The organism is Streptomyces globisporus (assembly GCF_003501885.1).
Classification (GTDB): Bacteria; Actinomycetota; Actinomycetes; order Streptomycetales; family Streptomycetaceae; genus Streptomyces; species Streptomyces globisporus_D.
Genome location: NZ_QWFA01000083.1, coordinates 1 through 24,311 on the forward strand (window position 1 = coordinate 1; position 24,311 = coordinate 24,311).

The window sequence follows — 24,311 nt, forward strand, 5'->3', positions numbered from 1 at the left end:
GCAGCGACCGTCCTGCTCCACACGGTGACCCCCTCGGCGGTCGCCGCGGACTGGCTCCTGCTGACCGCGCCGCGGACCCTGCGCCTGGCCCACATCCCGCTGTGGCTGACCGCCCCGGCGGCCTACCTGGGCCTGGCCCTGACCCGCGGAGCCCTGCTCTCCTCCGGCACCCCGGACCGCTACCCGTACCCGTTCCTCGACGTCGACACGTACGGCTACGCCGGCACCCTCACCCAGGCTCTCGCCCTCGGCCTCCTCTTCACCGCCCTGGCCACGCTGATCACCGCCGTGGACCACATCCGGCCGAACAAATCCCGCCACCCCGACAGCTAAGCAGCAGGTCAGAGGGCCCTTACCGAATCGGTAAGGGCCCTCTGGCGTTGCTGTGTGTCTATCTGCGTGACTATCGCTTCCTGCGTGCCTACGGCTTCCGTGGGTCCGCGCCGAAGATGCCGTCCATGACGACGGCACCCGTCTGGATCACCGGTCTGATCTGCTTCCGGTAGACCTCCTCGGTCACGGCCGTCCCCGAGTGACCGACGAGCCGGGAGATCTCCTCCAGGGGGACGCCACGGTCGGAGAGCAGTGACACGAAGCTGTGCCGGAGCTCCCGAGGCGTCCATTCGGCAGCATCGACCCCCTCGACGTCCTTGAGCGCCTGGCGGAAGGCGCGGCGGACGTTGGCGGCGTCGAGTGGCTTGCCGATGGCCGAGGAGAAGACGAGCCCGTGTTCCTCCCACTCGTCGCCGGCGGCGAGCCGGTCCCAACCCGGATCCTCGTACTGCCGCCAGAGCGCATCGATACAGCGTGACGGCAGGGCGAGCGTGCGCCGGGACTTGCGGGTCTTGGTGTCGCCGCTCCGCCGGACCGACCGCCACACAGCAATGTGCGGAGGCTGCGGCGGAACCAGGTCAGGCCGTCCCTTAAGAAAGACGTGGTCCCAGGTAAGGGCCCGCAGTTCCTCGGTACGGGCACCGGTCAGGAGGGCGACGACGATGTAGGCGTACATCGAGGTCCCCTCAGCGCCCCGGAGGACGGCCTCCGCCTGGGCGAAGGTGAGTGCTTTCGAGGGACGCCCGGACTGCCCCTGGGGCACCGAGCACAGCTCCACGACGTTCCGCTTGACCTTGTCCCGGGCCATGGCCCGCTTCACTGCCCGGTTCAGGCAGGAGTGAAGGCCCTGGAGAGTGCGGGTGCTGAGCGTCCTGGACTTCGTCGCCAGCCGGCGGTCAACGTCCTCCGCGCTGAGATCACGGAGCTTGCGGGCACCGAGCGACGGAATGACGTGCTTCTCGCTGAGGAGCGTGGTCGTCGCGACGGTGCTCGGGTCAAGGCGCCTTGCTTCGCTCGTCGTGCGGCGGATGCAGCGCAGCTGTGAGTCCTGGGTCCGGTATTTCCTTGGGGCTCTGCCCCAAACCCCGACCCTCTCTCCGGGGAGGCGGGAGCACCGTCGTCGGATGCGGGTTCGTGGTGGGCGGGCTCGGTGTCGGGGTCGCGGGGCGTTCCCCGCCGGCCGGCCACCCGGTGGGCATACCTGGAACCTTCGAGGGGCGCCAAGGCCAAGCCCAAAGGGTCACGCGGTGAGCCTTGGCGCCCCTCGAAGAACCCGGGTGCGAGCAGAGCTTGCCCGACCGACGGGGAACCCCCCGCTTCTGTGTGTGGCTTGCGGTCAGGCTTTCAGGGGGGGTGAGCTCGGCAGGTCGGGGACCGGTGACAATTCGGCAGGAATCTACTCAAGCCATACGGCGGAGCTGTAACTCCAGCGCTCCCTCCGACACTCCAACGCCTGGATCGGGGCTCGCTCGCACAATCACTTGGCCGTGGGCCTCATGTCACACCGATAGAGTCGGTAGCTGGCTGATGGCACAACGGAGGGTGTTAAGTGGCACTCAAGAAGTCCGACCTGTACAGCTCCCTATGGAGCAGCGCTGACGAGCTCCGTGGCTCGATGGACGCGAGCCAGTACAAGGACTACGTCCTGACGTTGCTCTTCGTGAAATACGTCTCGGACAAGGCCAAGGCCGACCCGTACGCGCTCATCGAGGTCCCCGAGGACGGGTCCTTCGACTATCTGATCACGCTCAAGGGCAAGTCCGATGTCGGCGAAAAGGTCAACGTCGCGATCCGCAAGCTCGCCGAGGCCAACGACCTCCAGGGTGTCATCAACAACGCCGACTTCGACGACCCGACCAAGCTCGGCTCGGGCAAGGACCTTCAGGACAAGGTCTCCAACCTCATCGGCATCTTCCAGGACATGGATTTCTCCGGCTCGAAGGCCGAGGGAGACGATCTTCTCGGTGACGCATACGAGTACCTGATGCGTCACTTCGCGACACAGTCCGGCAAGAGCAAGGGTCAGTTCTACACGCCGGCCGAGGTCTCGCGCGTCATGGCGCAGCTACTACAGATCCCGGCCGGCACCCCGAAGGCAACGACTGTCTACGACCCTACCTGTGGATCGGGTTCCTTGCTGATCAAGGTTGCCGACGCCGCTCCGAACGGCCTGACCATTTATGGGCAGGAGAACGACAACGCCACCTGGGCGCTCGCCCGGATGAACATGATCCTGCACGGCAACGAGACACACGAGATCGTCCAGGGCAACACCCTCTCTGGCCCCAAATTCCGTCAAGGCAACAGACTCGAGACCTTCGACTACCTGGTCGCTAACCCGCCGTTCTCGGTGAAGACGTGGAAGAACGGATTCGAGAAGGACTATGGCCGCTTCGACGGGTACGGCTGGCCGCCGGACAAGAACGGCGACTACGCCTTCTTGCTGCACATGGTCAAGTCGCTCAAGTCGACCGGCAAGGCCGTGGTCGTCCTTCCGCACGGCGTCCTCTTCCGTGGCAACACCGAGGCCACGATCAGGACCGAGTTGATCAAGCGGGGGTTCATCAAGGCAGTCATCGGCCTGCCGACGAACCTCTTCTACGGCACGGGCATCGCGGCCTGCCTCCTCGTCCTCGACAAGAAGGATGCCCAGTCGCGAACCGGCATCTTCATGATCGATGCCTCGAAGGGCTTCGAGAAGGACGGGCCGAAGAACCGCCTCCGCCCGCGTGACATGCACAAGATCGTTGATGCCTTCGTCAGCCAGAAGCAGATCGACCGCTACTCGCGCATGGTGCCGTTGAGCGAGGTCTCCGACCCCAAGAACTACTACAACCTCAACATCTCGCGCTACATCGACAGCTCCGAACCCGAGGACATCCAGGACCTTCACGCCCACCTGCAGGGAGGCATCCCGAACCGCGACCTCGACGCCCTGCAGCCGTACTGGGACGCCTTCCCGAGCCTGCGGGCAGAGCTCTTCAAGCCGCTCCGCGGAGGCTACTCGGAACTGACCGTCGACAAGGCGGACGTCCAGGGCAAGGTCACCGGCTCGAGCGAGTACCAGGCCTTTGCGCAGGGCACTGCCGACACGGTGGCCAGCTGGTGGGCCAACAAGCGCGAGGTACTGGCGGGCATCACCAGTGCGACCCGCGCCAACGACTTGATCCATGACGTCTCCGAAGCCCTTCTCGACGCCTTCCGTCCGCGCCCATTGATCGACGAGTACGGCGTGTACGAGCAGCTCATGAGCTACTGGAACGCCTCCATGCACGACGACGTCGCGCTCATCGTCAGCGAGGGCTGGGCCGACGCAGCGAAGCCTCGACTCGCCCGTACGTGGAAGGACAAGAACAACAAGACCAAATACGAGGACGCTCACGTCGTCTCCGGAACCCGCACGAACGCCAAGCGCTGGGTCATGGACCTCATCCCGCCCGAGTACGTGATCGCGCGATTCTTCCCGAACGAAAAGGCCGAGCTCGATGCGCTCATCGCCGAGCAGGAGGGCGCGTCTCAGGCGGTCGAGGAGTACACCGAAGAGCACGCCGTCGAGGACGGCCTGCTCTGGGAAGCTGTAGAAGACGACAAGATCACCAAGGTGCTCGCGAAGGCTCGGCTTCAGGTGGCGAAGGATGAGGGTGCTGAGCCCGATGAGCTCCACGCCCTTCAGCACGTGATCAAGCTGTACGAGGCTGAGGCTGCTGCCAAGAAAGCGGTCAAGGAGGCCACCGCCAAGCTCGATCAGCTCGCCCTTGCGCAGTACCCGAAGCTCACAACCAGTGAAATCCTGTCGTTGGTTATTGACGACAAGTGGGGCGGAACAATCAGTGGTCGGATCGGGGGGGAGGTCACGGCGCTCGGCCAAGCGCTGGTCGCTCGTCTCCGTGTCCTTGCTGACCGCTATGAGTCGACCGTCGGCGAGCTCGATGCTCAGGTTGAGACCCTTGCGGCGAAAGTGTCGGCCCATCTGGCAGCAATGGGGGTCAAGCCATGATGGAGACGAACACGGCGTCAGATTTGGCTTGGCCAGAGAAGTCACTCGCCCAGTTGGGTGCTCGTGTAACGAGTGGTTCGCGAGGGTGGGCGAAGTACTACTCAGATCACGGCGATCTCTTCGTGAGGATCACCAACCTTCGTCGCACGAGCACTCGACTCGACCTGGACTCGCCCCGCTACGTGCAGGTTGACCCCGATGATGCTGAGGCTCGGCGTACACGGCTACGGCCCGGCGACATCCTTGTCTCCATTACGGCGGATATCGGGATCATCGGGCTTGTTGACGAGACGGTTCCGGATCCCGCTTACATCAACCAGCACATCGCACGCGTCAGGCTTGACCCGAAGTTGGCAGATAGCCGCTTCATCTCCTACTTCCTCGCTAGTTGGGCCCCTCAGCGGAGATTCGTCGGAGCGACCGACCAGGGCGCCAAGGCTGGCATGAACCTAACCGCGGTCGCCAACCTGGCGGCCTCAGTGCCTCCGTTGGCCGAGCAGGTGGCCATCGCTGACGCCCTCGACACGGCTGTGGCGCAGATTGAAGCGCTAGAGCGCCTCATCGCGAAGAAGCGCAACATCAAGCAGGGCTTGATGCAGCAACTGCTTACCGGTCAGACGAGGCTCCCGGGATTCGACGCCAGGTGGCGAGAGGCGTTGCTCGGAGAGCACGTTTCGTATATTCGGACGGTCGCTCTGTCTCGTGATCAGCTGGACCAGGAATCGCCCCTTCGCTACCTTCACTACGGCGACATTCATACTCGGTCGGACGTTCACCTCAACGCAGCGGCTGAGTCGATGCCGCGGGCACGTGCTGGGCTCGCTGGACGTGCTGGTCGTCTACTGCCTGGCGACCTCGTCTTTGCTGACGCGTCAGAAGACCCGGCCGGGGTCGGGAAGTCGCTTGAGATTTCGGCTGTGCCGCCGGAGGGCGTGGTCCCTGGCCTACACACGATCGCTGCACGGTTCGACAAAAGGGTGCTTGCGGACGGCTTCAAGGCGTACCTGCAATTCATCCCTGCGTTTCGTGAGTCGTTGCTTCGTCTCGCCGCGGGCACGAAGGTGCTTGCGACGACGCGAAGCTACATCTCGAGCATCCGGCTGCTGGTTCCGGATATCGAAGAGCAGAGGGCGATTGCGGCGATTCTCGCCGACGCCGACGCCGAGGTAACCGCCCTCGAGCGCCGGCTCAAGTCCGCACGATCGATCAAGACCGGCATGATGCAGGAGCTGCTCACTAACCGAACCCGCTTGCGCGTGGAGGCTGCCTCGTGAGTAACGTCGGCCAGCGGGAACGCGAGACCCAGAACCGCGTCGTCAGACTCTTCCGCGATCGCCTGAAGTATAAGTACGGCGGCAACCTGGAGGCCCAGGACAACACCAACGTCGACGAAGTACTGCTTCGCCAGAACCTGCTCGAACGCGGAGTGGACGAAGAACTCGTCAATCGCGCTATTCAGCAGCTGCTGACGGCGGCCTCTCTCGGTGCCGGCCAGTCGCTGTACAACGCCAACCGCAAGGTCTACGACCTGTTGCGCTACGGCGTGAAGGTCAAGCGCGACGTCGGCCAGAACTTCGAGACCGTCTGGCTCATCGACTGGAGCAACACGGACACGAACCACTTCCTCGTCGCTGAAGAGGTCACGATCAGGGGGCAACGCACCAAGCGCCCCGACATTGTGCTCTACGTCAACGGCATCGCCCTCGGCGTCATCGAGCTCAAGCGCTCGTACGTCAGTGCTGGCGAGGGAATCCGCCAGAATATCGGTAATCAAAAGCAGCACTTCGTGCGACCGTTCTTCACGACAGTGCAGTTACTGTTTGCCGGCAACGACGTGGAGGGTTTGCGTTACGGCGTCATCGAGACGCCGGAGAAGTACTGGTTGGAGTGGAAGGAGCCGGGGGAGGAGCTGAACCCGCTCGACCGCTCACTCATGCAGATGTGCTCCAAAGAACGCTTCCTGGAGCTCGTTCACGATTTCATCGTCTTCGACTCCGGTGTCAAGAAGGCTGCTCGTCACAATCAGTTCTTCGGGGTCAAGGCAGCGCAGGAGCGCATCCGCTCCCGCGAGGGCGGCATCATCTGGCACTCCCAAGGTTCGGGCAAGAGCCTAGCTATGGTCTGGCTAGCCAAGTGGATCCAGGAGAACCAGACCGACGCCCGCGTACTCATCATCACTGACCGCACTGAGCTCGACGAGCAGATCGAGAAGGTGTTCGGCGGCGTCAACGAGAAGATCACTCGCTCGCGCTCCGGCACCGAAATGATCACCCTCCTTAATCAGAGCCATCCATGGCTGCTGTGCTCGCTGATTCACAAGTTCCGGGGCTCGGACGACAATTCGTCGCGTGACTCTGATGCTGACGACTTCATCAAGGAACTGAGCGCGACGGTCCCGGCCGACTTCAAGGCCAAGGGCAACCTCTTCGTCTTCGTCGATGAGGCACACCGAACCCAGAGCGGCAAGATGCACCGCGTCATGAAGCAGCTCCTGCCCAACGCGATGTTCATCGGTTTCACCGGCACGCCGCTGCTCAAGGCCGACAAGATGACCAGCATCGAGACCTTCGGCTCCTTCATCCACACCTACAAGTTCGACGAGGCTGTCCGCGACGGCGTCGTGCTAGATCTTCGCTACGAAGCCCGCAATGTCGACCAGGAACTCAAGGGAGCTGCCCAGGTCGACAAGTGGTTCGACCTCAAGACCAAGGGCCTCACAGATCTATCCAAGGCACGCCTCAAGAAAAAGTGGGGCACGATACAGAAGGTCGTCTCGGCCAGGTCCCGTGCCGAGATGATCGTCCAGGACATCCTCATGGACTTCGAGCGGGAGCCGCGCCTGATCTCCGGTCGCGGCAACGCCATGCTGGTCGGCGACAGTGTGTACCAGGCGTGCAAGTTCTACGAACTCTTCGTCCAGGCAGGCTTCACGGGGAAGGTCGCCATCGTCTCCAGCTACGTCCCCAACGCCACCACGATCTCCAAAGAAGACGCCGGCGAGGGTGACAACGAGGAGCTCCGCAAGTACGGCATCTATCGACAGATGCTGGCGGACTACTTCAACGAGCCCGCCGACAACGCAGCGCTGCGGGTCGAGGAATTCGAGAGGGACGTGAAGCGCCGCTTCATCGAGGAGCCTGGCCAGATGCGGCTGCTTATCGTGGTCGACAAGCTGCTGACCGGCTTCGACGCGCCCAGTGCCTCATACCTCTACATCGACAAGAAGATGCGCGACCACGGCCTGTTCCAGGCCATCTGCCGCGTCAACCGGCTTGATGGCGACGACAAGACTTACGGCTACGTCATCGATTACCGCGACCTTTTTAAGTCCCTCGACAAAGCCATTACCGACTACACCTCCGAAGCACTCGACGGGTACGCCAAGGAGGACATCGAGGGCCTACTCGAGGACCGCATCCAGCAGGAACGTGAAGACCTCGACGAGGCCTTGGAGAAGATCCGAGCGCTTTGTGAGCCCGTTCCCCCACCCAAGGGAACGCTCGAGTACCAGCACTACTTCGTCTCGACCGTTCCTGGTGACGCCGACCAGATCAAGGACAACGAGCCCAAGCGCGTCGAGCTCTACAAGACCGTGGCAGCCCTCGTCCGAGCCTACGGGGCGCTCGCCAATGACATGGAACACGCTGGCTACAGCGCCGCTGTAGCCAGGGGAATCAAGGCCGAGGTCGCCCACTACGTCGCTGTGAAGAACGAGGTTGAGGTGGGTGCCGGCGAGAACATCGATATGAAACAGTTCGAAGCAGGCATGCGATCGCTCCTGGACACCTACGTCCAGGCAGACCCGGTCGAACAGGTGGCCACGCTCGACAAGGGTCTCGTCCAGCTGATCGTCGAGCGTGGAGCTGATGCCATCGATATGCTGCCTGAGGGCATCAGGAACAACCCCGAAGCGGCTGCTGAGACGATCATCAACAACGTGCGCAGGACGATCGTCGACGAGCGGGCCATGAACCCGAAATATTACGATCGCATGTCGCAGCTTCTCGACGCCATCATAGAGCAGCGACGCGAAGAGGCGATCGAGTACGCCGACTATCTCGCCAAACTCCTTGAGCACGCGGAGAAGGTCGGGAAGGGCGAGTCGGAGCCTGGCGTCACGTATCCGGACTGGGCGAGCACGCCTGCTCGTCGTGCGCTCATTGATTTTGCGTGGCCATCCGAAATCGAGATCGATCTCGAGAACCTCCACGGCGTCATCCAGAACGTCAAGGAACACGGTTGGGCCGGCAACCCGATCAAGGAAAGAGCATTGGCTCGGGCGCTTCACCGGGTGCTCCCCGACACCATTGACGGCCAGAGAATCACGCAGCTCATCGCTCAACTCAGGGAACATGATGAGTACCGCTAGCGCCTACCTGACAATCGCAGGCCTTGGCGTCGACGTCGTCTACAAGAACATCAAGAACCTGCATATCTCGGTCTACCCACCGGTCGGCCGTGTGCGAGTGGCGGCGCCCGAGCGCACAGACGAGGACACCATCCGGCTCGCAGTTGTGCAGCGGCTCCCCTGGATCAAACGCCAACGCGAGCAATTCCAGAGCGCCGCGCGGCAGACCAAGCGCGAGATGCTCTCCGGAGAGACCCACTACGTCTGGGGGAGGCGGTACCGCCTGGATGTATCGCGCACGAGCGGCAACTACAGCGTTGTCTCTAAGGGCAACACGCTCTGGGTAGTCACACCAGAAGGATCCGATCCTGACACCCGCAGAGCAGCCTTGGACCGTTGGTACCACCGTCAACTCAAGGCAGCGGTGCCCGATCTGCTCGCGAAATGGGAGCCGATCATCGGTGTTGAAGCTGAGAAATTCGCCGTACGTCGCATGAAGACGAAATGGGGCACCTGCGTCATCAATGCGCGCACCATCTGGCTCAACCCCGAGCTCGCCAAGAAGAACCCCCGGTGCCTGGAGTACGTCGTCGTGCACGAGTTGGCCCACCTGTTGGAACGCGGACACGGTGAGCGCTTTGTCGCCCTGATGGACCAGTTCCTACCCGACTGGCGGGCCCGACGTGACGTACTGAACGAAGCACCCTTGGCGGACGAGGACTGGGCGTAAGCCGACAGGTTCAAACAAGAGGAGGCAACTGAGGCCAGCAGCAAGCTCACAGGCTAGGTGCTTGTCGACGGGTGCACCGTCTTCGTCGATGACGTCCATGACAACGAGCGCCTGGCGTACCTGGTCGACGCAGCCGGCGCCTGAACGCCCTCCGATACCGTGGGCGTGGCCGGTGTCTTATCCGGGTGTGTCCAGCGAGTGGCTCTGTCGCACTCGTAGCTGCCTTCTGTCGAACGTCACGCCAGGTCAGCGCGGATGTTGCCCCCTCGCCAGGCCTTCACAAGGCAGGGTCCAGCCGGGGGAGGCCCCCGCTCAGGAAACACCCAGCAGGAGTCCGTCAGCGAAACCGTTGGCCGTGGACTATATGTGGACGCAGCGGCATCGATGACGCCTTGAGGACGCTCTGACCTGCATCGTATTGATGTCTTCACCCGGCCTCCGGAGCCGTGTGCTACTCAGGTGGCAAGCCAGGGAGACAGCACAGACGAAGAGGCGGCGTGCTCCGCGCAGACAGCCCACCAGCTCTCGCCGCCAGTGTCCGCGACCAAACGCTCCACAGCGCAGGAGCGGGGCATGGTGCAGCCCAGGAACACTCGCCCCGCGTCGATGCTGTGTCCATGCGGTGGTGGTCTTCCGCCACGGGCCCAACCACTGAAGTTCCATGCCTCATAGTGAAGCCAACGTTCAACCAGCATCGCTACGCATGTGCCAGAATTCTGCGACTGAAGCCGTCGGAGCATGAGTATCTAACGGCGTGACAGCGCCGACGAACACCAGCGAACGAGGGCGGACGTCTGCGGACCATCAACGCAGGTGCAACGCACAACAGCCCGCAGCAGCACCCCCGCCCAAGGTGCTTCGGGACGAAGAGGTCGTGGGTTCAAATCCCGCCACCCCGACAGCTGAAACACCAGGTCAGGGGCCTGATCCGCTTAGCGGGTCAGGCCCCTGACTCGTTCCCGGGGGCATCTTGGGAGCCGTTTAGTGGATCATCTGTTCACTGTCGACAGCCGGAAGGCCACGCCGATATCGCGCACCGGGCTCTCCGCCGAGAGCCTGCTGGAGCGGCAGCACCTCCAGGAATGGGTGATCGCCCATCCCCAGGTGCTCGGGGAGTCAGTGCTCGTGATCACCGCGGAGTACGACCGGTGGGCCGACACCGACGGAGTGCCGGCCCGCGACCGGCTGGACGTGCTCGGGCTGGATGCGACAGGGCGCCTCGTCGTGGTCGAGCTGAAGCGAGGGACAGCCGACCGGGATGTGCACCTCCAGGCGATCACCTACGCCGCCCTGGTGTCCCGCTTCGACCTCGACACCCTCACCCAGGCACACCGCGACTTCCTGTCGCGCAGGGGGCAGACCCTCGACATCGACGCGTGCAGGCAGCGGCTGCTCGACCACGTGGACGGGGAGTGGAGCCCGGAACTGCTCCAGCGGCCCCGGCAGGTGATCATCGCCGCCGACTTCCCCAAGCAGGTCACCCACTCCGTCGTCTGGCTTTCGGAGATGGGCATCGACATCGACCTCGTCCAGGTCGGCCTGTGGCGGGTGGAAGGGCATATCGTCGCCGGGTTCACCAAGGTCTATCCGACCCCGGAGGTCGAGGAGTTCACGCTCACCCCGACCCGGGTCGGAGGCGAGGCGGCGGCCAAGAAGCTGCAGGAACGCTCGCGTTCACGGAACGCCGTCCACGTGCTCGTCGGTGCGGGCCTGTTGCCTGATGGGACGAGGCTGCTAATGACACCGCGCCACGGTGTGACGGAAGCGATCCGCGCCGAGATCCGGGCCTGGGTGGCGCAGGACACCGGCCGGGAAGCCGCCACCTGGACCAATGACACCGCCAAGCCACTGGTCTGGGACGCGGACGGAGCCTCCTACTCCCCTACCGGGCTGGCCAACCACATCTTCACGAGCGTGACCGGACGCACCGCCGACGGCATACAGGGAACGACGTGGTGGGACGTGGACACCGCCCATGTGCCCGCCGACGTCGACCCCGACGCATGGGCCACGCCGGCAGGGTCCGACCTCACCGGGCTGGCCAGGCAGCTCAGCGGCACTCGCAAGGACTGGACCGGGCTGCACACTCTGCTGAGCGGTGTCCCGGCTGGGCGATGGACCACCTACGGCGACCTGGCGGCGGCGGTCGGGAGCCATGCCGTCCCCATAGGTCAGCACCTCGGCACCTGCGGTCGATGCCCCAACCCCTGGCGCGTCCTCACGGCCGCCGGGAAGGTCAGCCCCGGCTTCCAGTGGCCCGACCCCTCGCGTACGGACACCGCCGCATCCCTCCTGATCAGGGAAGGTGTGCGCTTCGATGGGGACACCGCCGACCCGGACCAGCGCCTGTGCCAGGACGAGCTCCGACACATCCTCGACGGCTGAGAGCCCTTCGAAGCCCTCAGCCCATCGTGACCGGTCCCTGGCTCAGGCGTCAGCGCCGCCGAAGCGCTCGCGGTAGGACTCCAGGTCCTCCTCCGTGATCTTCGCGAAGAGCACCGGCGGCACGGTGAACGGCGTGCCGGCCGGGACAGCGTCCAGGGACTTCGTCTGCTCGGCGGTCACCCAGGTCGCGGTGTCGTTCTCCAGGGCGAAGGCCCCGCGCATGGCGGCGGCCGAGGCCGGGATGAACGGCTCGGAGACGACCGAGTAGAGGTGGATGAGGTTCATCGCCGTGCGCAGGGTCAGGGCCGCGCCGTCCGGGTCGGTCTTGATCTCCAGCCAGGGGGCCTTCTCCTCCAGGTAGGAGTTGCCCGCCGACCACAGAGCCCTGAGCGCAGTACCTGCCTTGCGGTACTGGAGGGTGTCCATGTGCTCCTCGTACTCAGCGAGGAGGCGGGCGATCTCCTCGCCCAGTCGCGTCTCCGCCTCGCCTGCCGCGTTCCCTGCGGGGGCCTCGTCGCCGAAACGCTTGCGGGAGAAGGACAGGACGCGGTTGACGAAGTTGCCCAGGGTGTCGGCCAGGTCCTTGTTGACCGTGGCCGCGAAGTGCTCCCAGGTGAAGGAGGAGTCATCCGACTCGGGGGCGTTGGCGATCAGGAAGTAGCGCCAGTAGTCGGCCGGGAGTGTCTCCAGCGCGGCGTCGGTGAAGATGCCGCGCTTCTGCGAGGTGGAGAACTTGCCGCCGTAGTACGTCAGCCAGTTGAAGCCCTTGACGACGTCGACCTTCTTCCACGGTTCGCGTACGCCCAGCTCGGTGGCGGGGAACATCACCGTGTGAAACGGGACGTTGTCCTTGGCCATGAACTGGGTGTAGCGGACCGTGTCGTCGGCCTCGTACCACCAGGACTTCCAGTCGCGCCTCTCGCCGTCCGGGGCGGCGTCCGCCCACTCCTTCGTCGCGCCGATGTACTCGATCGGAGCGTCGAACCAGACGTAGAAGACCTTGCCCTCGGCCGCCAGCTCCGGCCAGGTGTCCGCCGGGACCGGCACCCCCCAGTCCAGGTCGCGGGTGATCGCCCGGTCGTGCAGGCCCTCGGTCAGCCACTTGCGGGCGATGGAGGAGGACAGCTGCGGCCAGTCGGCCTCGTGCCGGGCCACCCACGCCTCGACCTCGTGCTGGAGCTTCGACTGGAGCAGGAACAGGTGCTTGGTCTCGCGGACCTCCAGCTCCGTGGAGCCGCTGATCGCCGAACGCGGCTCCAGCAGGTCCGTCGGGTCCAGGACGCGGGTGCAGTTCTCGCACTGGTCGCCGCGCGCCTTGTCGTAACCGCAGTGCGGGCAGGTCCCCTCGACGTAGCGGTCGGGAAGGAAACGGCCGTCGACCGGGGAGTACACCTGGCGGATCGCCCGCTCTTCGATGAAGCCGTTCTTCTTCAGCTTCCGCGCGAAGTGCTGGGTGATCTCGACGTTCTGCTGCGAGGAGCTGCGGCCGAAGTAGTCGAAGGCCAACTCGAACCCGTCGTACACAGCCTTCTGCGCCTCGTGGGCCTGGGCGCAGAACTCTGCCACCGAGACCCCGGCCGCCTTGGCCGCCAGCTCGGCCGGCGTCCCGTGCTCGTCGGTCGCGCAGATGTACAGGACGTCGTGACCACGCTGGCGGAGGTACCGGGAGTACACATCCGCCGGAAGCATCGACCCGACCATGTTGCCCAGGTGCTTGATCCCGTTGATGTAGGGAAGCGCGCTGGTTACCAGGTGTCGAGCCATCCTTGGATGCTCCATTTCGTACGTTTGGCGCCAGCGGCAGTGCCTGCGGCGGACCGAAGTTGGGAGGGTGCCGCAGGCGCGACCGCACGGGGGCGCTCAACCGTGTCACGCTTGGCGGCGGCGGCCGGAGCTGCAAGCCCCCGCAATCGTAGGGCACCCCGGTGCCACTCCGCCGAGTCGTTTAACGTCCGGCGGACTCGCACGGAAAGGCGCTCGGCCGTCCGGGACAGGCGGCCAAGCGAGTCTCGAACGGCCGAGGCGGCCCTCATATTAGGCCCGTATGACCGTGGTTACGCATTCCCCCTCTTCATCCGAGGCCCGAGAGGCGGTCCGCATGATCCGAGAAGCAACTTCCAGAAGGGTCGGGCAGTCCGGCCCGGATGTCACCCCTGCGATCGGGAAGTCCGGGTGTCTCGCACAGCCCCGTACTGCTGCGGCCCGTCCGAAAGCGGCGCAATGACGTCGAAGAGCGAAAACCCTCCGCGCAGAGCTGACGTGTTGCGCCAAGCGGCAAGTGCAAGGGCGGGGGCCTGGTCAGCCGGGCCCCCGCCTTGTGGCGCCGCAGATCAGCGGGCTGCGCAGTTCCGCCAGCGTGCGGTCGAGGTCGAGGGCGCGGGGGCGGGGGCGGTTGTACGGGAGCTTGGCGAGGATCGCGGCCATGCTGCAGGTGTTGGTGAGTGCGGAGAAGACCGGCCCACCAGCGATGCCGGCTCCTCATTCCCTCGCTGGTGCTGAACTGGGTTCTCGGACCGGCGCTGATGTTCGCCCTCGCCTGAATCTGACTGCCGGACCTGCCGGAGGTCCGCACCGACCTGATCATCGTCGGCCTCGCCCGCTGCATCGTCATGGTCATCATCTGGAACGATCTCGCCCGCGGCGACCGCGAGGCCGCCGCCGTCCTGGTCGCCCTCGACTCCCCGTTTTCCAGGTCTTCGCCTTCAGTCTGCTCGGCTGGTTCCACCTCTCCGTACTGCCCGGTTGGCCCGGCCTGGAGCAGACCGTCCTGGACGTGTCGGTGTGGGAGATCGCCCGGAGCGTGCTGATCTCTCTCGGCATGCCCTTGGCTGCGGGCCTTCTGACCCGCCGTCTCGGCGAGAAGGCGAAAGACCGTGCCTGGTACGAGACGCAGCTGCTCCCGCGCATCGGGCCGTTCACCCTGTACGGGCTGCTCTTCGCCCTCCAGGGTGACGCCATCACCTCCCGGCCCTTCGACGCCGTCCGGATCGCGCTGCCGCTCCTGGTGTACTTCGCGCTCATGTGGGCCGGATCCATGGCTCTGGGCAAGGCGGTCGGGCTGGGCTACCCGAAGGCCACGACGCTCGCGTTCACGGCCGCGGGCAACAACTTCGAGCTGGCCATCGCGGTCTCCATCGCCACCAGCGGACAGGCCCTCGCCGGAGTCGTCGGCCCCCTCATCGAGGTGCCCGTCCTCATCGGCCTCGTGTACGTGGCGCTCGCCGACCGCCGTCTCTTCCCCTGGCCGGCATCGCCCCGCGGTAGAGCCGGATCGCCGCTACACCGCGCGGGCCGCCACCGCAACGGCGCCGAGGTAGCAGCAGATGCCGAGCACCGTCGCCAACCAGCTCAGCACCGTGTGCCGGGCTGTTCCGTCGGGGGTCATGCCCAGGTAGGCGGCCGCGGCGCCGCTGACACGCGGCGGACCACCGTTCGGCGCTCTCTGGTCCAGTGCGCGGCGCACGCGCCGAACGTCGGTCTGCTCTCTCAGTCCGAGCAGCACGCCGTTGCTGTCGCGTACCAGTACGACCCGGTCCGAGACTCCGCCGCGGGAAAAGCTCGTCAGCAACCGGACGCGCTCGACCCGCGCCAGGTCGACGGTACGCAGGCCCGTGGTCGTCCGTGCCGTCAGCAGGCTGCCGCTGGTCTGTCCTCGCTCCCGGCCTGTGGGCATCTCGCTGATCAACACGAACCCGACGAGGGCGGCCGGCCCGGTGATGGCGAGCGGCACCCCGGGATGCAGCCCGGCTCCCGCCGACACCGCCGGCCCGGCGAAGGGCGAGGCGAGGAGGGCGACGATCCAGACGGTGCCGAGGCGGGTGCGGCGACGGCCGAGGGCCGCGTCCACCGCCGGATGCTTCCGCTGCTGCTCTGCCATGCCGGATCAGCCGCTCTCGACGCGTCGGCGGTTCAGGACACCCGCGTCCGCCCGCATATGGGGCGGCACGACGAACTTCGGGGCGTTGAACAGCACCACCGCGAATTCCAGGGCGAGAGAGACCAGTACGAGCAGTACGGCGACGCCGAATCCGACGAGCGCGGGACCCGAGAGGTCCGAGTCGACGGCGGCGAGCATCATCAGCAGGGCGACGCCCCACAACGAAGCGGCGGTGAGCCCCAGGGACCGAACCTCGCCCCGCTTGGCGGCGGGGCCCAGCGGAAGAAACGTGAAACTGCGCATGATCTCGTCGACGCGGTCGGCGTCGTTCCACAGCTGAGCTGCTTTCGTGCTCATGACGGCCGCGCCCAACGCGAAGAAGGCGAACAGTGCGTACGTCATGTGAGGCCCCTCCCAGGGTCGTCCTTGCTACCACCTGCGGGTGAGGGTGCCGGACGGGCTCCGAAGGTACGTCATCACCCTGCGGAGCCCGTCCGGTACTCGGACAGCCGGCCTTCAGTTGTGGCCAGTGGTGGAGAAGTTGCGCATGGCGCTGACTACCGGCAGGGCTTGCTCAGGTAGAGCGCGTACTCCCCGGCCGAGGCGGTGAACTCGTACAGCGAGGTGTCCAGGCCGCAGAGCGTGAAGCCCATCCTGCGGTACGCGTGGATGGCGGGGGCGTTGATGTTGGTGACCTCCAGCCAGACGTGGCCCGCACCGCGCTCCCGGGCGTACTCCTCCGCCCGGGACATCAGCGCCCTGCCCACGCCTCGGCCCCGGTGGCCGGGGGCGACCTCTATGTCCTCGATGGTGAGGCGGCGGTTCCAGCGTGCGTACGCGACCGAGACGAAGCCTGCCAGGGAGCCGTCGGGGGCCATGGCCAGGAAGGTGCGGTCTCCCTGGGGCCCTTGATCTCCCTCGGCCCCTGAGCCCTCGTCGTTCTCGTCGTCCTCGTCCTCCGGAAACACCTTGGTCAACGGCGGGTCCACCGCGGTCTCCCGCAGGGTGAAGCCGTTCTCGGCCATCTCCACGTGGAAGACCGTGGCCGTGGTGAACGAGCCGTCCAGCGCCTCGACGACTCCGGTGTCCTCGGGGGTGGCGGTGCGGATCTGGTACGTCGTGTCATCTGCCGGGGGCATGGAACGAGACTAAGGCGAGGTGAGCCGGCGTCAGCACGCCGCCTCCTCAGGAGTCGGGCGGCAGGCCGTCCGAGCGTCACGAACCGGGCGTCAGACCGTCCGAGCGTCCTGCCTCGATACGGGACCACTGCGGGATCGGGCGGCCGTTGGTGCGCATGGGGTGCTCGGGGGGCGCGTCCATGGTCTGTGGCCAGCCGGAGGGCGAGTCCTCCCAGAGTTCCTGACGGCCGTACACGGTCAGGTCCATCAGCGCGTAGTCGTAGTCCATCACCTCCACCCCGCGCAGCGTCGTCCAGTACGTCTCGTAGACCCGGTCGCCCTCGCGCAGGTAGCAGACGATGTGCATGCTGCCGACCTGGCGTCCGGTCAGCAGCTCGTCGTTCGACGGGAGCGCCGAGTACCACGGCATCTCCCAGCCCATGAAGTCCCGGTAGCGGCGGCTCTCCTCGTACGGTCCCTGGCAGAAAACGGCGTACGTGATGTCGCGGGAATGCAGGAACTCCAGCTCCCGCACCTGGTTGGTGACCCAGGTGCAGCCCTCGCACTGGTCGGCGGCCTCGTGGCCGTCGTGCCACATGAAGTAGTACGCGATCAGCTGCCGGCGTCCTTCGAAGGCGTCGAGCAGCGTCACCGGGCCTTCCGGGCCGGTCAGTTCGAGGCCGGCATCCACCTCGACCATGGGCAGTCGGCGGCGGGCCGCCGCGATCGCGTCGCCTTCCCTGGTGTGCGCCTTCTCGCGGAGCCGCAGACGTGCCACTTCCGCCTCGAAGGCGGCCCGGTCGGCCACCGGCGGCCGGGCCGGTGCGCGGGCGGGGTCCGGCGTGCTGCTGTCGTGCTCGGTCACGGTCGTGTCCCGTCGTCGTCCGTCGTCACGCGCCCCCATCGGCCGGAGACCGGCTCCGTCCGCGGGCACGCGAGTTTTCCAGGAGCGCCCGGGCCGATCCAGCTCCCCGCCCGGCGAGCCGGGTTACCGTACCGGGACGCCGCAGCCGCGCCCGGTCCGGCTTCGGTCCGGATGAAGCCGCCCAGCTCCCCCCGTACACCGAAGGCTGAAACTCAGCGCCCCTCCGCGCGCCCGGCGTTGAGCCGTCCGGATGAACTCACGGGCCCTGCGAGGGCCCGTCGGGGCGTACAGAATTCCCACGAACGTGCCTACTCCGTCACCGAGTTGAGGTTTATCTACGCGCGGAGCACGACCCACCGAACGATCCTTCGGGCATATCAGACGACTTCTTGCACGGCTATTACCGACGGGTACCGACAGCTGCTAGAAACTGCATTCCCCACATCCCCCCACGCTTCGAAGGGCTGGCAGCCATGTCAGTACGAAGAATTTGGGCATCCCTCTCCACTCTCGCGATCGCCGCCGTGGCGGCCATCGGTGTCGCCGGGCCGGCTTCCGCTGCCGACTCGGCCGCCGCGGGCGGCTATGTCGCGCTCGGCGATTCCTACTCCTCGGGCGTCGGCGCCGGAAGCTACCTCTCCGACAGCGGCGACTGCCGGCGCAGCACCGCCGCCTACCCCTACCTGTGGCAGGCGGCGAACTCCCCCGCCTCGTTCGACTTCGTCGCCTGCTCGGGGGCGACGACCTCGTCCGTGGCGAGCAGCCAGCTCGGCGTGCTCAGCGCGTCCACCTCGCTGGTCAGCGTCACCGCCGGAGGCAATGACGTCGGGTTCGCCGACGTCATGCAGGACTGCGTGCTCGGCAGCGAGGCCACCTGCCTCAGCAGCGTGGACGCGGCCGTCGGGCAGATGAACAACACCCTGCCCGGCAGCCTGGATTCGCTCTACGACGGCATCCGGGCCCGCGCCCCGCAGGCCCAGGTCGTGGTCCTCGGCTACCCCCGCTTCTACCAGCTGTCCGGCAGCTGCATCGCCGGGCTCAGCGAGGCCGAACGGGCCGCGATCAACAACGCGTCGGACGTGCTGAACGACGTCATCGCCAAGCGGTCCGCCGACGCCGGGTTCACCTTCTCCAGCGTGGTGGACGAGTTCACCGGACATGAGCTGTGCTCGGGCGACGCCTGGATCCACAGCGTCACCGTCCCGATCGAGAACTCCTACCACCCCAAGGCCGCGGGGCAGTCGGGCGGCTATCTGCCCGCCTTCCGCTCGGCGGTGTAGGACCTCGGATCGGAGGGGAACGGCGGTTCACCGGGCGACCGGTGGGCCGCCGTCCCGCGTCGTTCTCAGTAGCGCTCGACCAGATGCTCGCGGCCGGCCGGAGGCTCGTACGACTCGGGCCAGAAGTCCGTCACCCCGGTGATCAGCCCCTTCTCGTCGAACGTGAAGAAGTGGATGGCGTCCAACTCCTGGTCCGGCTCGCCCTCCTGCTCCCCCGTCACCGTGAACCCGGTCCGGGCCGCGGCCTGCCGGCCCTCCGCGTCGGCGACGATCCGCTCGACCCGGACGTGCCAGTCGCCCGGATACTCCTGGTTGAACCGGAGATAACGCTCCTTGCCGAGGATCCGCTCACGCGTCTGCGGCAGTTCGTACACCACGTCCTCGGCGAGAGTCGCCCCGAACGCACTCCAGTCGCGCGCCTCGGCCGCCGCCCAGTACGTCTCCACCGCCCCACGCAGCGCAGCCGTCGTCGTCCCCGAAGCGCTTCCTGTCATCTCGGTCATGGAGAAGAGTGTGGGCCCCACCACTGACAATCGACCGGAGAAGCCCCGCGGGACGGCTCCCACCTGCGGGTATCTCTACCGCTCCGCCGGGCGCGACGCCTTGATCGAGTACATCAGCGGGATCCTCGGGCGGCCCGCCGGAAAGCGGTAGTGGCCGTCCGCGTGGCGCTCCAGCGTGGTGAACCGCTGGACGAGCGAGACGTCGTGCTCGTGGAGGAACTCGATCCGCAGCCCCACCGAGGCGAGCGCCGTCACCACCCGGCCCACCGGGTGCTGCCACTCGACGCTGCGGTTGTGCACGGTCGGCGCGTCGAGGTCGGCGTACGTGCCCGGCGTCTCGTCCACCCAGGCGTCGCGGCTGAAGTAGTCGTCGGTGACCACCGAACCGGTCTCGTCCATCGAGTCGGTCAGCGGGTGGAACTCCGCCAGGTAGAGGAACCCGCCGGGCGCGACGAGCGACGCGACGGTCTCGGCCCAGCGGTCGATGTCGGGCAGCCAGCCCAGCGCGCCGATGCCCGTGTAGACGATGTCGTACGCGGAATCGGGAACGGCGGCCGGGGCGTCGTACACGTCGGCCACGACGAACACCGCCCGGTCCGGGGCGAGACCCAGCGACCCCGCCAGGCCCCGGGCGGTCTCGACGGCGGGCTCGGAGAAGTCGAGGCCCACGACCTGTGCGGCGCCGTGCCGCGCCCAGGACAGGGTGTCCATGCCGAAATGGCACTGGAGGTGCAGCAGGGTCTTGCCGGTGACGTCGCCGACCTCGGCCAGCTCGAAGGCGCGCAGCGCGTCCTTGCCCGCCAGGAACGCGTCCAGCTCGTAGTAGCCGCTCGCCACGTGGATCGGCACGCGTTCGTCCCAGCGTGCGCGGTTGGTCGCGTGCCAGTCGTCCGGAGTCGGGGAGTACATGCCCGGGAAGCTACCGACGGGCCGGGCGGGGGCGCGAGTGGTTATTCGACGCCCTCAAGATCCCCGTGCGCCATCGGGTTGGATGGAGGCATGACGACTGATCCTGTATCTGCGCCCGACTGGGAGAAGCGGTTCCGTGCGCCCCGCGTCTCGCTGCCCGACTGGGCCGAGGACGCCCCCGACCGTTCGCTGTTCGTTTCCAACGCCACCGGCACCTACGAGCTGTACGCGTGGGACCGGGCGAGCGGGCTGCAGCGCCAGGTGACGGACCGGCCCAACGGGACCACCGACGGCGTGCTCACGCCCGACGGGGAGGCCGTCTGGTGGTTCAGCGACACCGACGGCGACGAATTCGGGGTGTGGATGCGCCAGCCGTTCGGCGGCGGCGAGGACGAGCCGGCCGCCCCGGGCCTCGCGCCCTCCTACCCGGCGGGCCTGGCCATCGGGCGGGACGGTTCGGCGGTCATCGGCCGCTCGACCGACGAGGACGGCACGACGGTCCACCTGGTGCGGGCGCCGGGCGCCGAGCCCGTGGAGATCTACCGGCACCGGGAGTCCGCGGGCGTCGGGGACCTCTCCCACGACGGGACGCTGATCGCGCTGGAGCACACCGAGCACGGCGACGCGATGCACTCCGCGCTGCGCGTGGTCCGCCCCGACGGCTCGACCGTGGCCGAGCTGGACGACACCGAGGGCGGCACGAAGGAGCTGGGGCTCAGCGTGCTGGGCTTCGCGCCCGTCGCCGGGGACACCCGGCTCCTCGTCGGACACCAGCGGCGGGGCCGCTGGGAGCCGATGATCTGGGACCCGGTCGCGGGCACGGAGACCCCGCTGCCGATCGACCTGCCGGGCGATGTGGGGGCCGAGTGGTATCCGGACGGGTCCGCGCTGCTCGTCGAGCACGAATTCGAGGCCCGCAGCGAGCTGTGGCGGTACGAGCCGGGGGCGGACGCGCCCGTGCGCGTGGAGACCCCCGCCGGTACGGTCTCGGGCGCCACGGCCCGCCCGGACGGGACCGTGGAGTATCTGTGGTCCTCGGCCGCGCAGCCGCCCGCGGTGCGCTCGACGAGCGGTGCCGTGGTCCTGGATCCTCCCGGTGCGAAGGCCCCGCCATCGGTGCCCGTCGAGGACGCGTGGGTGGAGGGTCCGGGCGGCCGGATCCACGCTCTCGTGCAGAAGCCCGCGACCGGCGACGGCCCCTTCCCCACGGTCTTCGAGATCCACGGCGGGCCCACCTGGCACGACAGCGACGCCTTCGCCTCCGGCCCCGCCGCCTGGGTCGACCACGGCTTCGCGGTCGTCCGGGTCAACTACCGGGGCTCCACCGGATACGGCCGCGCCTGGACGGACGCGCTGAAGCACCGCGTCGGCCTGATCGAGCTGGAGGACATCGCGGCTGTACGGGAGTGGTCGGTGGAGTCCGGGCTCGCGGACCCGGAGCGCCTGGTCCTGGCCGGCGGCTCCTGGGGCGGCTATCTGACCCTGCTCGGCCTCGGCACCCAGCCCGACGCCTGGGCGCTGGGCCTCGCCGCCGTGCCCGTCGCGGACTACGTCACGGCGTACCACGACGAGATGGAGGCCCTGAAGGCGATGGACCGCACGCTGCTGGGCGGCACGCCGGAGGAGGTGCCCGAGCGCTTCGAGGCCTCGTCCCCGCTGACGTACGTCGACGCGGTGCGCGCCCCCGTCTACATCTCGGCGGGCGTCAACGATCCGCGCTGCCCCATCCGTCAGGTGGAGAACTACGTGGACCGGCTGGCGGCGCGCGGCGCGGTCCACGAGGTCTACCGCTACGACGCCGGGCACGGCTCGCTCGTGGTGGAGGAGCGGATCAAGCAGGTGCGGCTGGAGCTGGAGTTCGCCCTGAAGCACCTGGGGGGCGGGGCCGTCCAGGGCGCGTAAGAGCCGGATAAATTGCGGACCCCGCCCCGGGTGCCCGGGGCGGGGAACCGTACCTTTGAGGGGTGTACCGGTTCCTGCTGACCCCACGGTGGTGGGGGATCAACCTCTTCGTCGTGCTGGCCATCCCGTTCTGCGTGTTCATGGGCACCTGGCAGCTCGGCCGCTTCGAGGACCGCGTCCAGTCGCACGAACAGGCGGAGAAGGCCCCCGATCCGAGCACCCGGGCCGCGAAACCCCTGGCCGAGCTGCTGCCCGTCGACAAGGTGACGTCCGGCCGCCCGGCCACCGCCACCGGGACGTACGCCGACCAGTTCCTGGTGCCCGGCCGGAAGCTGGACGACCGACAGGGCTTCTACGTCCTGAACATGCTGCGGACCGACACCGGCAAGGCGCTGCCGGTGGTACGCGGCTGGCTGCCCGGGTCCGCGACCGACGCCCGGGTCCCCGCCGCGCCGAAGGGCGAGGTCACGGTGACCGGCGACCTCCAGGCCTCCGAGAACACCCACAGCGACGGCGTGAACGTCCGGGGCGGCCTCCCCTCGGGGCAGGTCGGCATGATCAGCGCGGCGACCCTGGTGAACCTCGTCCCCTACGACGTGTACGACGCCTGGGTGACGCTTCCCGAGGCCGAGGCGGGCGGTACGGGCGGCGCGATGAAGCCCGTGCCGGCCGCGGCGCCGGAGGGCAGCGGCCTCGATCTGAAGGCCTTCCAGAACCTCGGCTACACGGGCGAGTGGTTCGTCTTCGCCGCGTTCGTGCTCTTCATGTGGTTCCGGCTGGTGCGGCGCGAGGCCGAGGCCGAGCGGGACATCGCGCTCGGTCTCGTGCCGGAGGAATCCGCGGCCCCGGCGACTGCTGACGCCTCGGAGGGCGCCCCGCAGGACGCCCCCGAGGACCCGTCGTCGCCGGACTACGACGTGGCGAGCACGCCCGTCCGGTAGATCGTGCCCGAGCAGGCGTTGGGGATCTCCGTCTGCGCGGTGGGCGCTCCCGACTCCGGGGTGTGCGTCACGGCGACGCTGCCCTCGGCGGTGGTCCCGCCGTCCTCGTACAGCGACTGCGGGTCCACACCGGACTGGTTCTCGGACCCCTCGCCGGCCGCGCCTCCCGCGCCGTCCGCCGACGGGGTCGGGGTCGGTGAGGGGCCCGTCGTCGGGCAGGTGTCGGTCGGCACCCAGGCGAACCGCACCTCGTAGGCCATGGCCGGCTTCAGCAGCACCGTGCCGGGCTCCTGGGACGGGTCGGGCAGACCGGGGGCCGCGTCGCCCGCCGCGTGCTGGACCACGACGATCTTCTGCGAATCGGCGGCGCCGAGGGCGGTGAAGCCCACGGTGCCGTTGCTGCTGACGGTGCAGTCCGTGCCGGACACGTTGGCGATCCTGAAGCTGCCGTAGACCGTGCCGTCGGCCCCCGGCGCGTCGGTGCTCGCGGACGCGACGCCGAGCTGGCCGGGGTCGCAGACGGGCAGGGACGCGTATTCCGCGCTCGGGGAGTCGGGCTCCTCGCCCGCCACCGCCCCGTCCGGGTCACTTCCCTCGCCCCGGGAAGGGCTGGGGTCCGGGGCGGCCTCGCCCTCGCCGCCCTCGCTCTCGCGCTCGGTGGGCGCCTCGGACCGCCGGCCCGGCTCCTCGGGGCCGGGCTCTTCCCCGTTGCCGCCCTGGGCCTGCTCGCCGTGTCCGGCGATGGCGGGGTTGGCGGTGGACGCGCCGTCCGAGGTCGCGACGTGGACGAAGGCGGGGACGGCGGTGCCGATCAGCAGGGCCGCCGCGGCCACCCCGACGACGGCCTGCCGCCGCCGGGCCCGGCGGGCGGGGACGGCGCGCTGGAGGTGGTCGAGGGTCCCCTCGGAGGGGGCGATGTCGCGGACCGCACCGTGCAGCATGCGGCGCAGGGCCACCTCGTCCAGCTCGCCGGACCGGTCGGCGGCGGGGGCGCGTCTGCCTTCGGCGAAGAGGTCGGTGAGTGTGGCGAGGAAGTCGTCGTCGGCCGCGGCGGGGGGCTCGTCGGGGCCGTCGCCGGGGGCTTTGCCCGCACCGGGGGGAACCACATGAAGAGCACGAACGC

Annotated in this window: 18 protein-coding genes and 2 pseudogenes; 10 read left to right on the forward strand and 10 right to left on the reverse strand. The window is 67.5% G+C overall.

Features of this window, described 5'->3' with window-relative positions:
• The coding region (locus D3105_RS17085; protein ID WP_165891032.1) for a Pr6Pr family membrane protein at window positions 1-333 on the forward strand (333 nt) is incomplete at its 5' end.
• Between the two features lie 88 nt (window positions 334-421).
• On the opposite strand, the pseudogene D3105_RS17090 reads toward D3105_RS17085, so the two are convergent.
• Window positions 422-1,333: pseudogene (locus D3105_RS17090) on the reverse strand (site-specific integrase); the annotation flags it as partial.
• Window positions 1,334-1,882: 549 nt separating this feature from the next.
• On the opposite strand from D3105_RS17090, the gene D3105_RS17095 reads away from it, so the two are divergent.
• The 5 genes from D3105_RS17095 (at window position 1,883) to D3105_RS17115 (ending at window position 11,793) form a co-directional block, all read left to right on the forward strand.
• Window positions 1,883-4,330, forward strand: coding sequence for a type I restriction-modification system subunit M (locus D3105_RS17095; RefSeq protein ID WP_118904051.1), 2,448 nt, complete (start codon window positions 1,883-1,885; stop codon window positions 4,328-4,330).
• A 122-nt stretch (window positions 4,331-4,452) separates the two neighbouring features.
• The gene (locus D3105_RS17100; protein WP_206272773.1) at window positions 4,453-5,604 is read left to right on the forward strand and encodes a restriction endonuclease subunit S; all 1,152 of its coding nucleotides are present in this window, start codon (window positions 4,453-4,455) and stop codon (window positions 5,602-5,604) included.
• A complete protein-coding gene (locus D3105_RS17105; RefSeq protein ID WP_118904052.1) occupies window positions 5,601-8,699 on the forward strand; it encodes a type I restriction endonuclease subunit R in 3,099 nt (1,032 codons plus the stop codon). The genes D3105_RS17100 and D3105_RS17105 overlap by 4 nt, the downstream gene beginning before the upstream one ends.
• A complete protein-coding gene (locus D3105_RS17110; protein ID WP_240646934.1) occupies window positions 8,683-9,408 on the forward strand; it encodes a M48 family metallopeptidase in 726 nt (241 codons plus the stop codon). Before D3105_RS17105 ends, D3105_RS17110 begins: the two co-directional genes overlap by 17 nt.
• A gap of 984 nt (window positions 9,409-10,392) precedes the next feature.
• A complete protein-coding gene (locus D3105_RS17115) occupies window positions 10,393-11,793 on the forward strand; it encodes an MGMT family protein (protein ID WP_118904054.1) in 1,401 nt (466 codons plus the stop codon).
• Between the two features lie 42 nt (window positions 11,794-11,835).
• Here D3105_RS17115 and metG read toward each other — a convergent pair whose 3' ends face one another.
• Both metG and D3105_RS35730 read right to left on the reverse strand, forming a co-directional pair.
• Window positions 11,836-13,557 carry a methionine--tRNA ligase gene (metG, locus tag D3105_RS17120; protein ID WP_118904055.1) on the reverse strand — a complete coding sequence of 574 codons (1,722 nt, stop codon included), beginning with the start codon at window positions 13,555-13,557 and terminating at the stop codon, window positions 11,836-11,838.
• Window positions 13,558-14,091: 534 nt separating this feature from the next.
• Window positions 14,092-14,217: a hypothetical protein gene (locus D3105_RS35730; protein WP_276311830.1), complete on the reverse strand. Its 126-nt coding sequence runs from the start codon at window positions 14,215-14,217 to the stop codon at window positions 14,092-14,094.
• 47 nt (window positions 14,218-14,264) lie between these two features.
• Here D3105_RS35730 and D3105_RS17125 point away from each other — a divergent pair.
• Window positions 14,265-15,034, forward strand: a pseudogene (locus tag D3105_RS17125) (arsenic resistance protein); the annotation flags it as partial.
• A gap of 36 nt (window positions 15,035-15,070) precedes the next feature.
• Here the strand turns inward: D3105_RS17125 and D3105_RS34580 are convergent.
• The 4 genes from D3105_RS34580 to D3105_RS17135 form a co-directional block, all read right to left on the reverse strand.
• The gene (locus tag D3105_RS34580; RefSeq protein WP_165891030.1) at window positions 15,071-15,670 is read right to left on the reverse strand and encodes a hypothetical protein; all 600 of its coding nucleotides are present in this window, start codon (window positions 15,668-15,670) and stop codon (window positions 15,071-15,073) included.
• A 6-nt stretch (window positions 15,671-15,676) separates the two neighbouring features.
• Window positions 15,677-16,072: a hypothetical protein gene (locus D3105_RS34585; RefSeq protein ID WP_165891031.1), complete on the reverse strand. Its 396-nt coding sequence runs from the start codon at window positions 16,070-16,072 to the stop codon at window positions 15,677-15,679.
• Window positions 16,073-16,227: 155 nt separating this feature from the next.
• Complete coding sequence (locus D3105_RS17130) at window positions 16,228-16,809, reverse strand: GNAT family N-acetyltransferase (protein WP_118904056.1); 582 nt, start codon at window positions 16,807-16,809, stop codon at window positions 16,228-16,230.
• Between the two features lie 76 nt (window positions 16,810-16,885).
• Window positions 16,886-17,653 (reverse strand): DUF899 family protein, encoded by a 768-nt coding sequence (locus D3105_RS17135; RefSeq protein WP_118904063.1) that lies wholly within the window; start codon window positions 17,651-17,653, stop codon window positions 16,886-16,888.
• A gap of 473 nt (window positions 17,654-18,126) precedes the next feature.
• Between D3105_RS17135 and D3105_RS17140 the strand changes: the two genes are divergently transcribed.
• Window positions 18,127-18,933 (forward strand): SGNH/GDSL hydrolase family protein, encoded by an 807-nt coding sequence (locus tag D3105_RS17140; RefSeq protein ID WP_118904057.1) that lies wholly within the window; start codon window positions 18,127-18,129, stop codon window positions 18,931-18,933.
• A gap of 65 nt (window positions 18,934-18,998) precedes the next feature.
• On the opposite strand, the gene D3105_RS17145 is transcribed toward D3105_RS17140, so the two are convergent.
• Both D3105_RS17145 and D3105_RS17150 read right to left on the reverse strand, forming a co-directional pair.
• Complete coding sequence (locus tag D3105_RS17145) at window positions 18,999-19,427, reverse strand: nuclear transport factor 2 family protein (RefSeq protein WP_206272775.1); 429 nt, start codon at window positions 19,425-19,427, stop codon at window positions 18,999-19,001.
• 84 nt (window positions 19,428-19,511) lie between these two features.
• Entirely contained in the window at window positions 19,512-20,345 is an 834-nt protein-coding gene (locus D3105_RS17150; protein WP_118904059.1) for a class I SAM-dependent methyltransferase, read from the reverse strand.
• A gap of 90 nt (window positions 20,346-20,435) precedes the next feature.
• Between D3105_RS17150 and D3105_RS17155 the strand changes: the two genes are divergently transcribed.
• Together D3105_RS17155 and D3105_RS17160 are read left to right on the forward strand one after the other, a co-directional pair.
• Window positions 20,436-22,247, forward strand: coding sequence for a S9 family peptidase (locus D3105_RS17155; RefSeq protein WP_118904060.1), 1,812 nt, complete (start codon window positions 20,436-20,438; stop codon window positions 22,245-22,247).
• A gap of 62 nt (window positions 22,248-22,309) precedes the next feature.
• Complete coding sequence (locus tag D3105_RS17160; protein WP_118904061.1) at window positions 22,310-23,188, forward strand: SURF1 family protein; 879 nt, start codon at window positions 22,310-22,312, stop codon at window positions 23,186-23,188.
• Here D3105_RS17160 and D3105_RS17165 read toward each other — a convergent pair.
• Window positions 23,158-24,311, reverse strand: a 1,154-nt coding sequence (locus D3105_RS17165) for a hypothetical protein (RefSeq protein ID WP_118904064.1), incomplete at its 5' end; no start/stop codon positions are given. The genes D3105_RS17160 and D3105_RS17165 overlap by 31 nt on opposite strands.

Coding starts and splice junctions, on each gene's coding strand:
- D3105_RS17145 (WP_206272775.1), bottom strand. CDS start 19,427: ATGACAGGAAGCGCTTCGGGGACGACGACGGCTGCGCTGCGTGGGGCG.
- D3105_RS17155 (WP_118904060.1), top strand. CDS start 20,436: ATGACGACTGATCCTGTATCTGCGCCCGACTGGGAGAAGCGGTTCCGT.
- D3105_RS17110 (WP_240646934.1), top strand. CDS start 8,683: ATGATGAGTACCGCTAGCGCCTACCTGACAATCGCAGGCCTTGGCGTC.
- D3105_RS34580 (WP_165891030.1), bottom strand. CDS start 15,670: ATGGCAGAGCAGCAGCGGAAGCATCCGGCGGTGGACGCGGCCCTCGGC.
- D3105_RS17140 (WP_118904057.1), top strand. CDS start 18,127: ATGTCAGTACGAAGAATTTGGGCATCCCTCTCCACTCTCGCGATCGCC.
- metG (WP_118904055.1), bottom strand. CDS start 13,557: ATGGCTCGACACCTGGTAACCAGCGCGCTTCCCTACATCAACGGGATC.
- D3105_RS17130 (WP_118904056.1), bottom strand. CDS start 16,809: ATGCCCCCGGCAGATGACACGACGTACCAGATCCGCACCGCCACCCCC.
- D3105_RS17150 (WP_118904059.1), bottom strand. CDS start 20,345: ATGTACTCCCCGACTCCGGACGACTGGCACGCGACCAACCGCGCACGC.
- D3105_RS35730 (WP_276311830.1), bottom strand. CDS start 14,217: ATGGCCGCGATCCTCGCCAAGCTCCCGTACAACCGCCCCCGCCCCCGC.
- D3105_RS34585 (WP_165891031.1), bottom strand. CDS start 16,072: ATGACGTACGCACTGTTCGCCTTCTTCGCGTTGGGCGCGGCCGTCATG.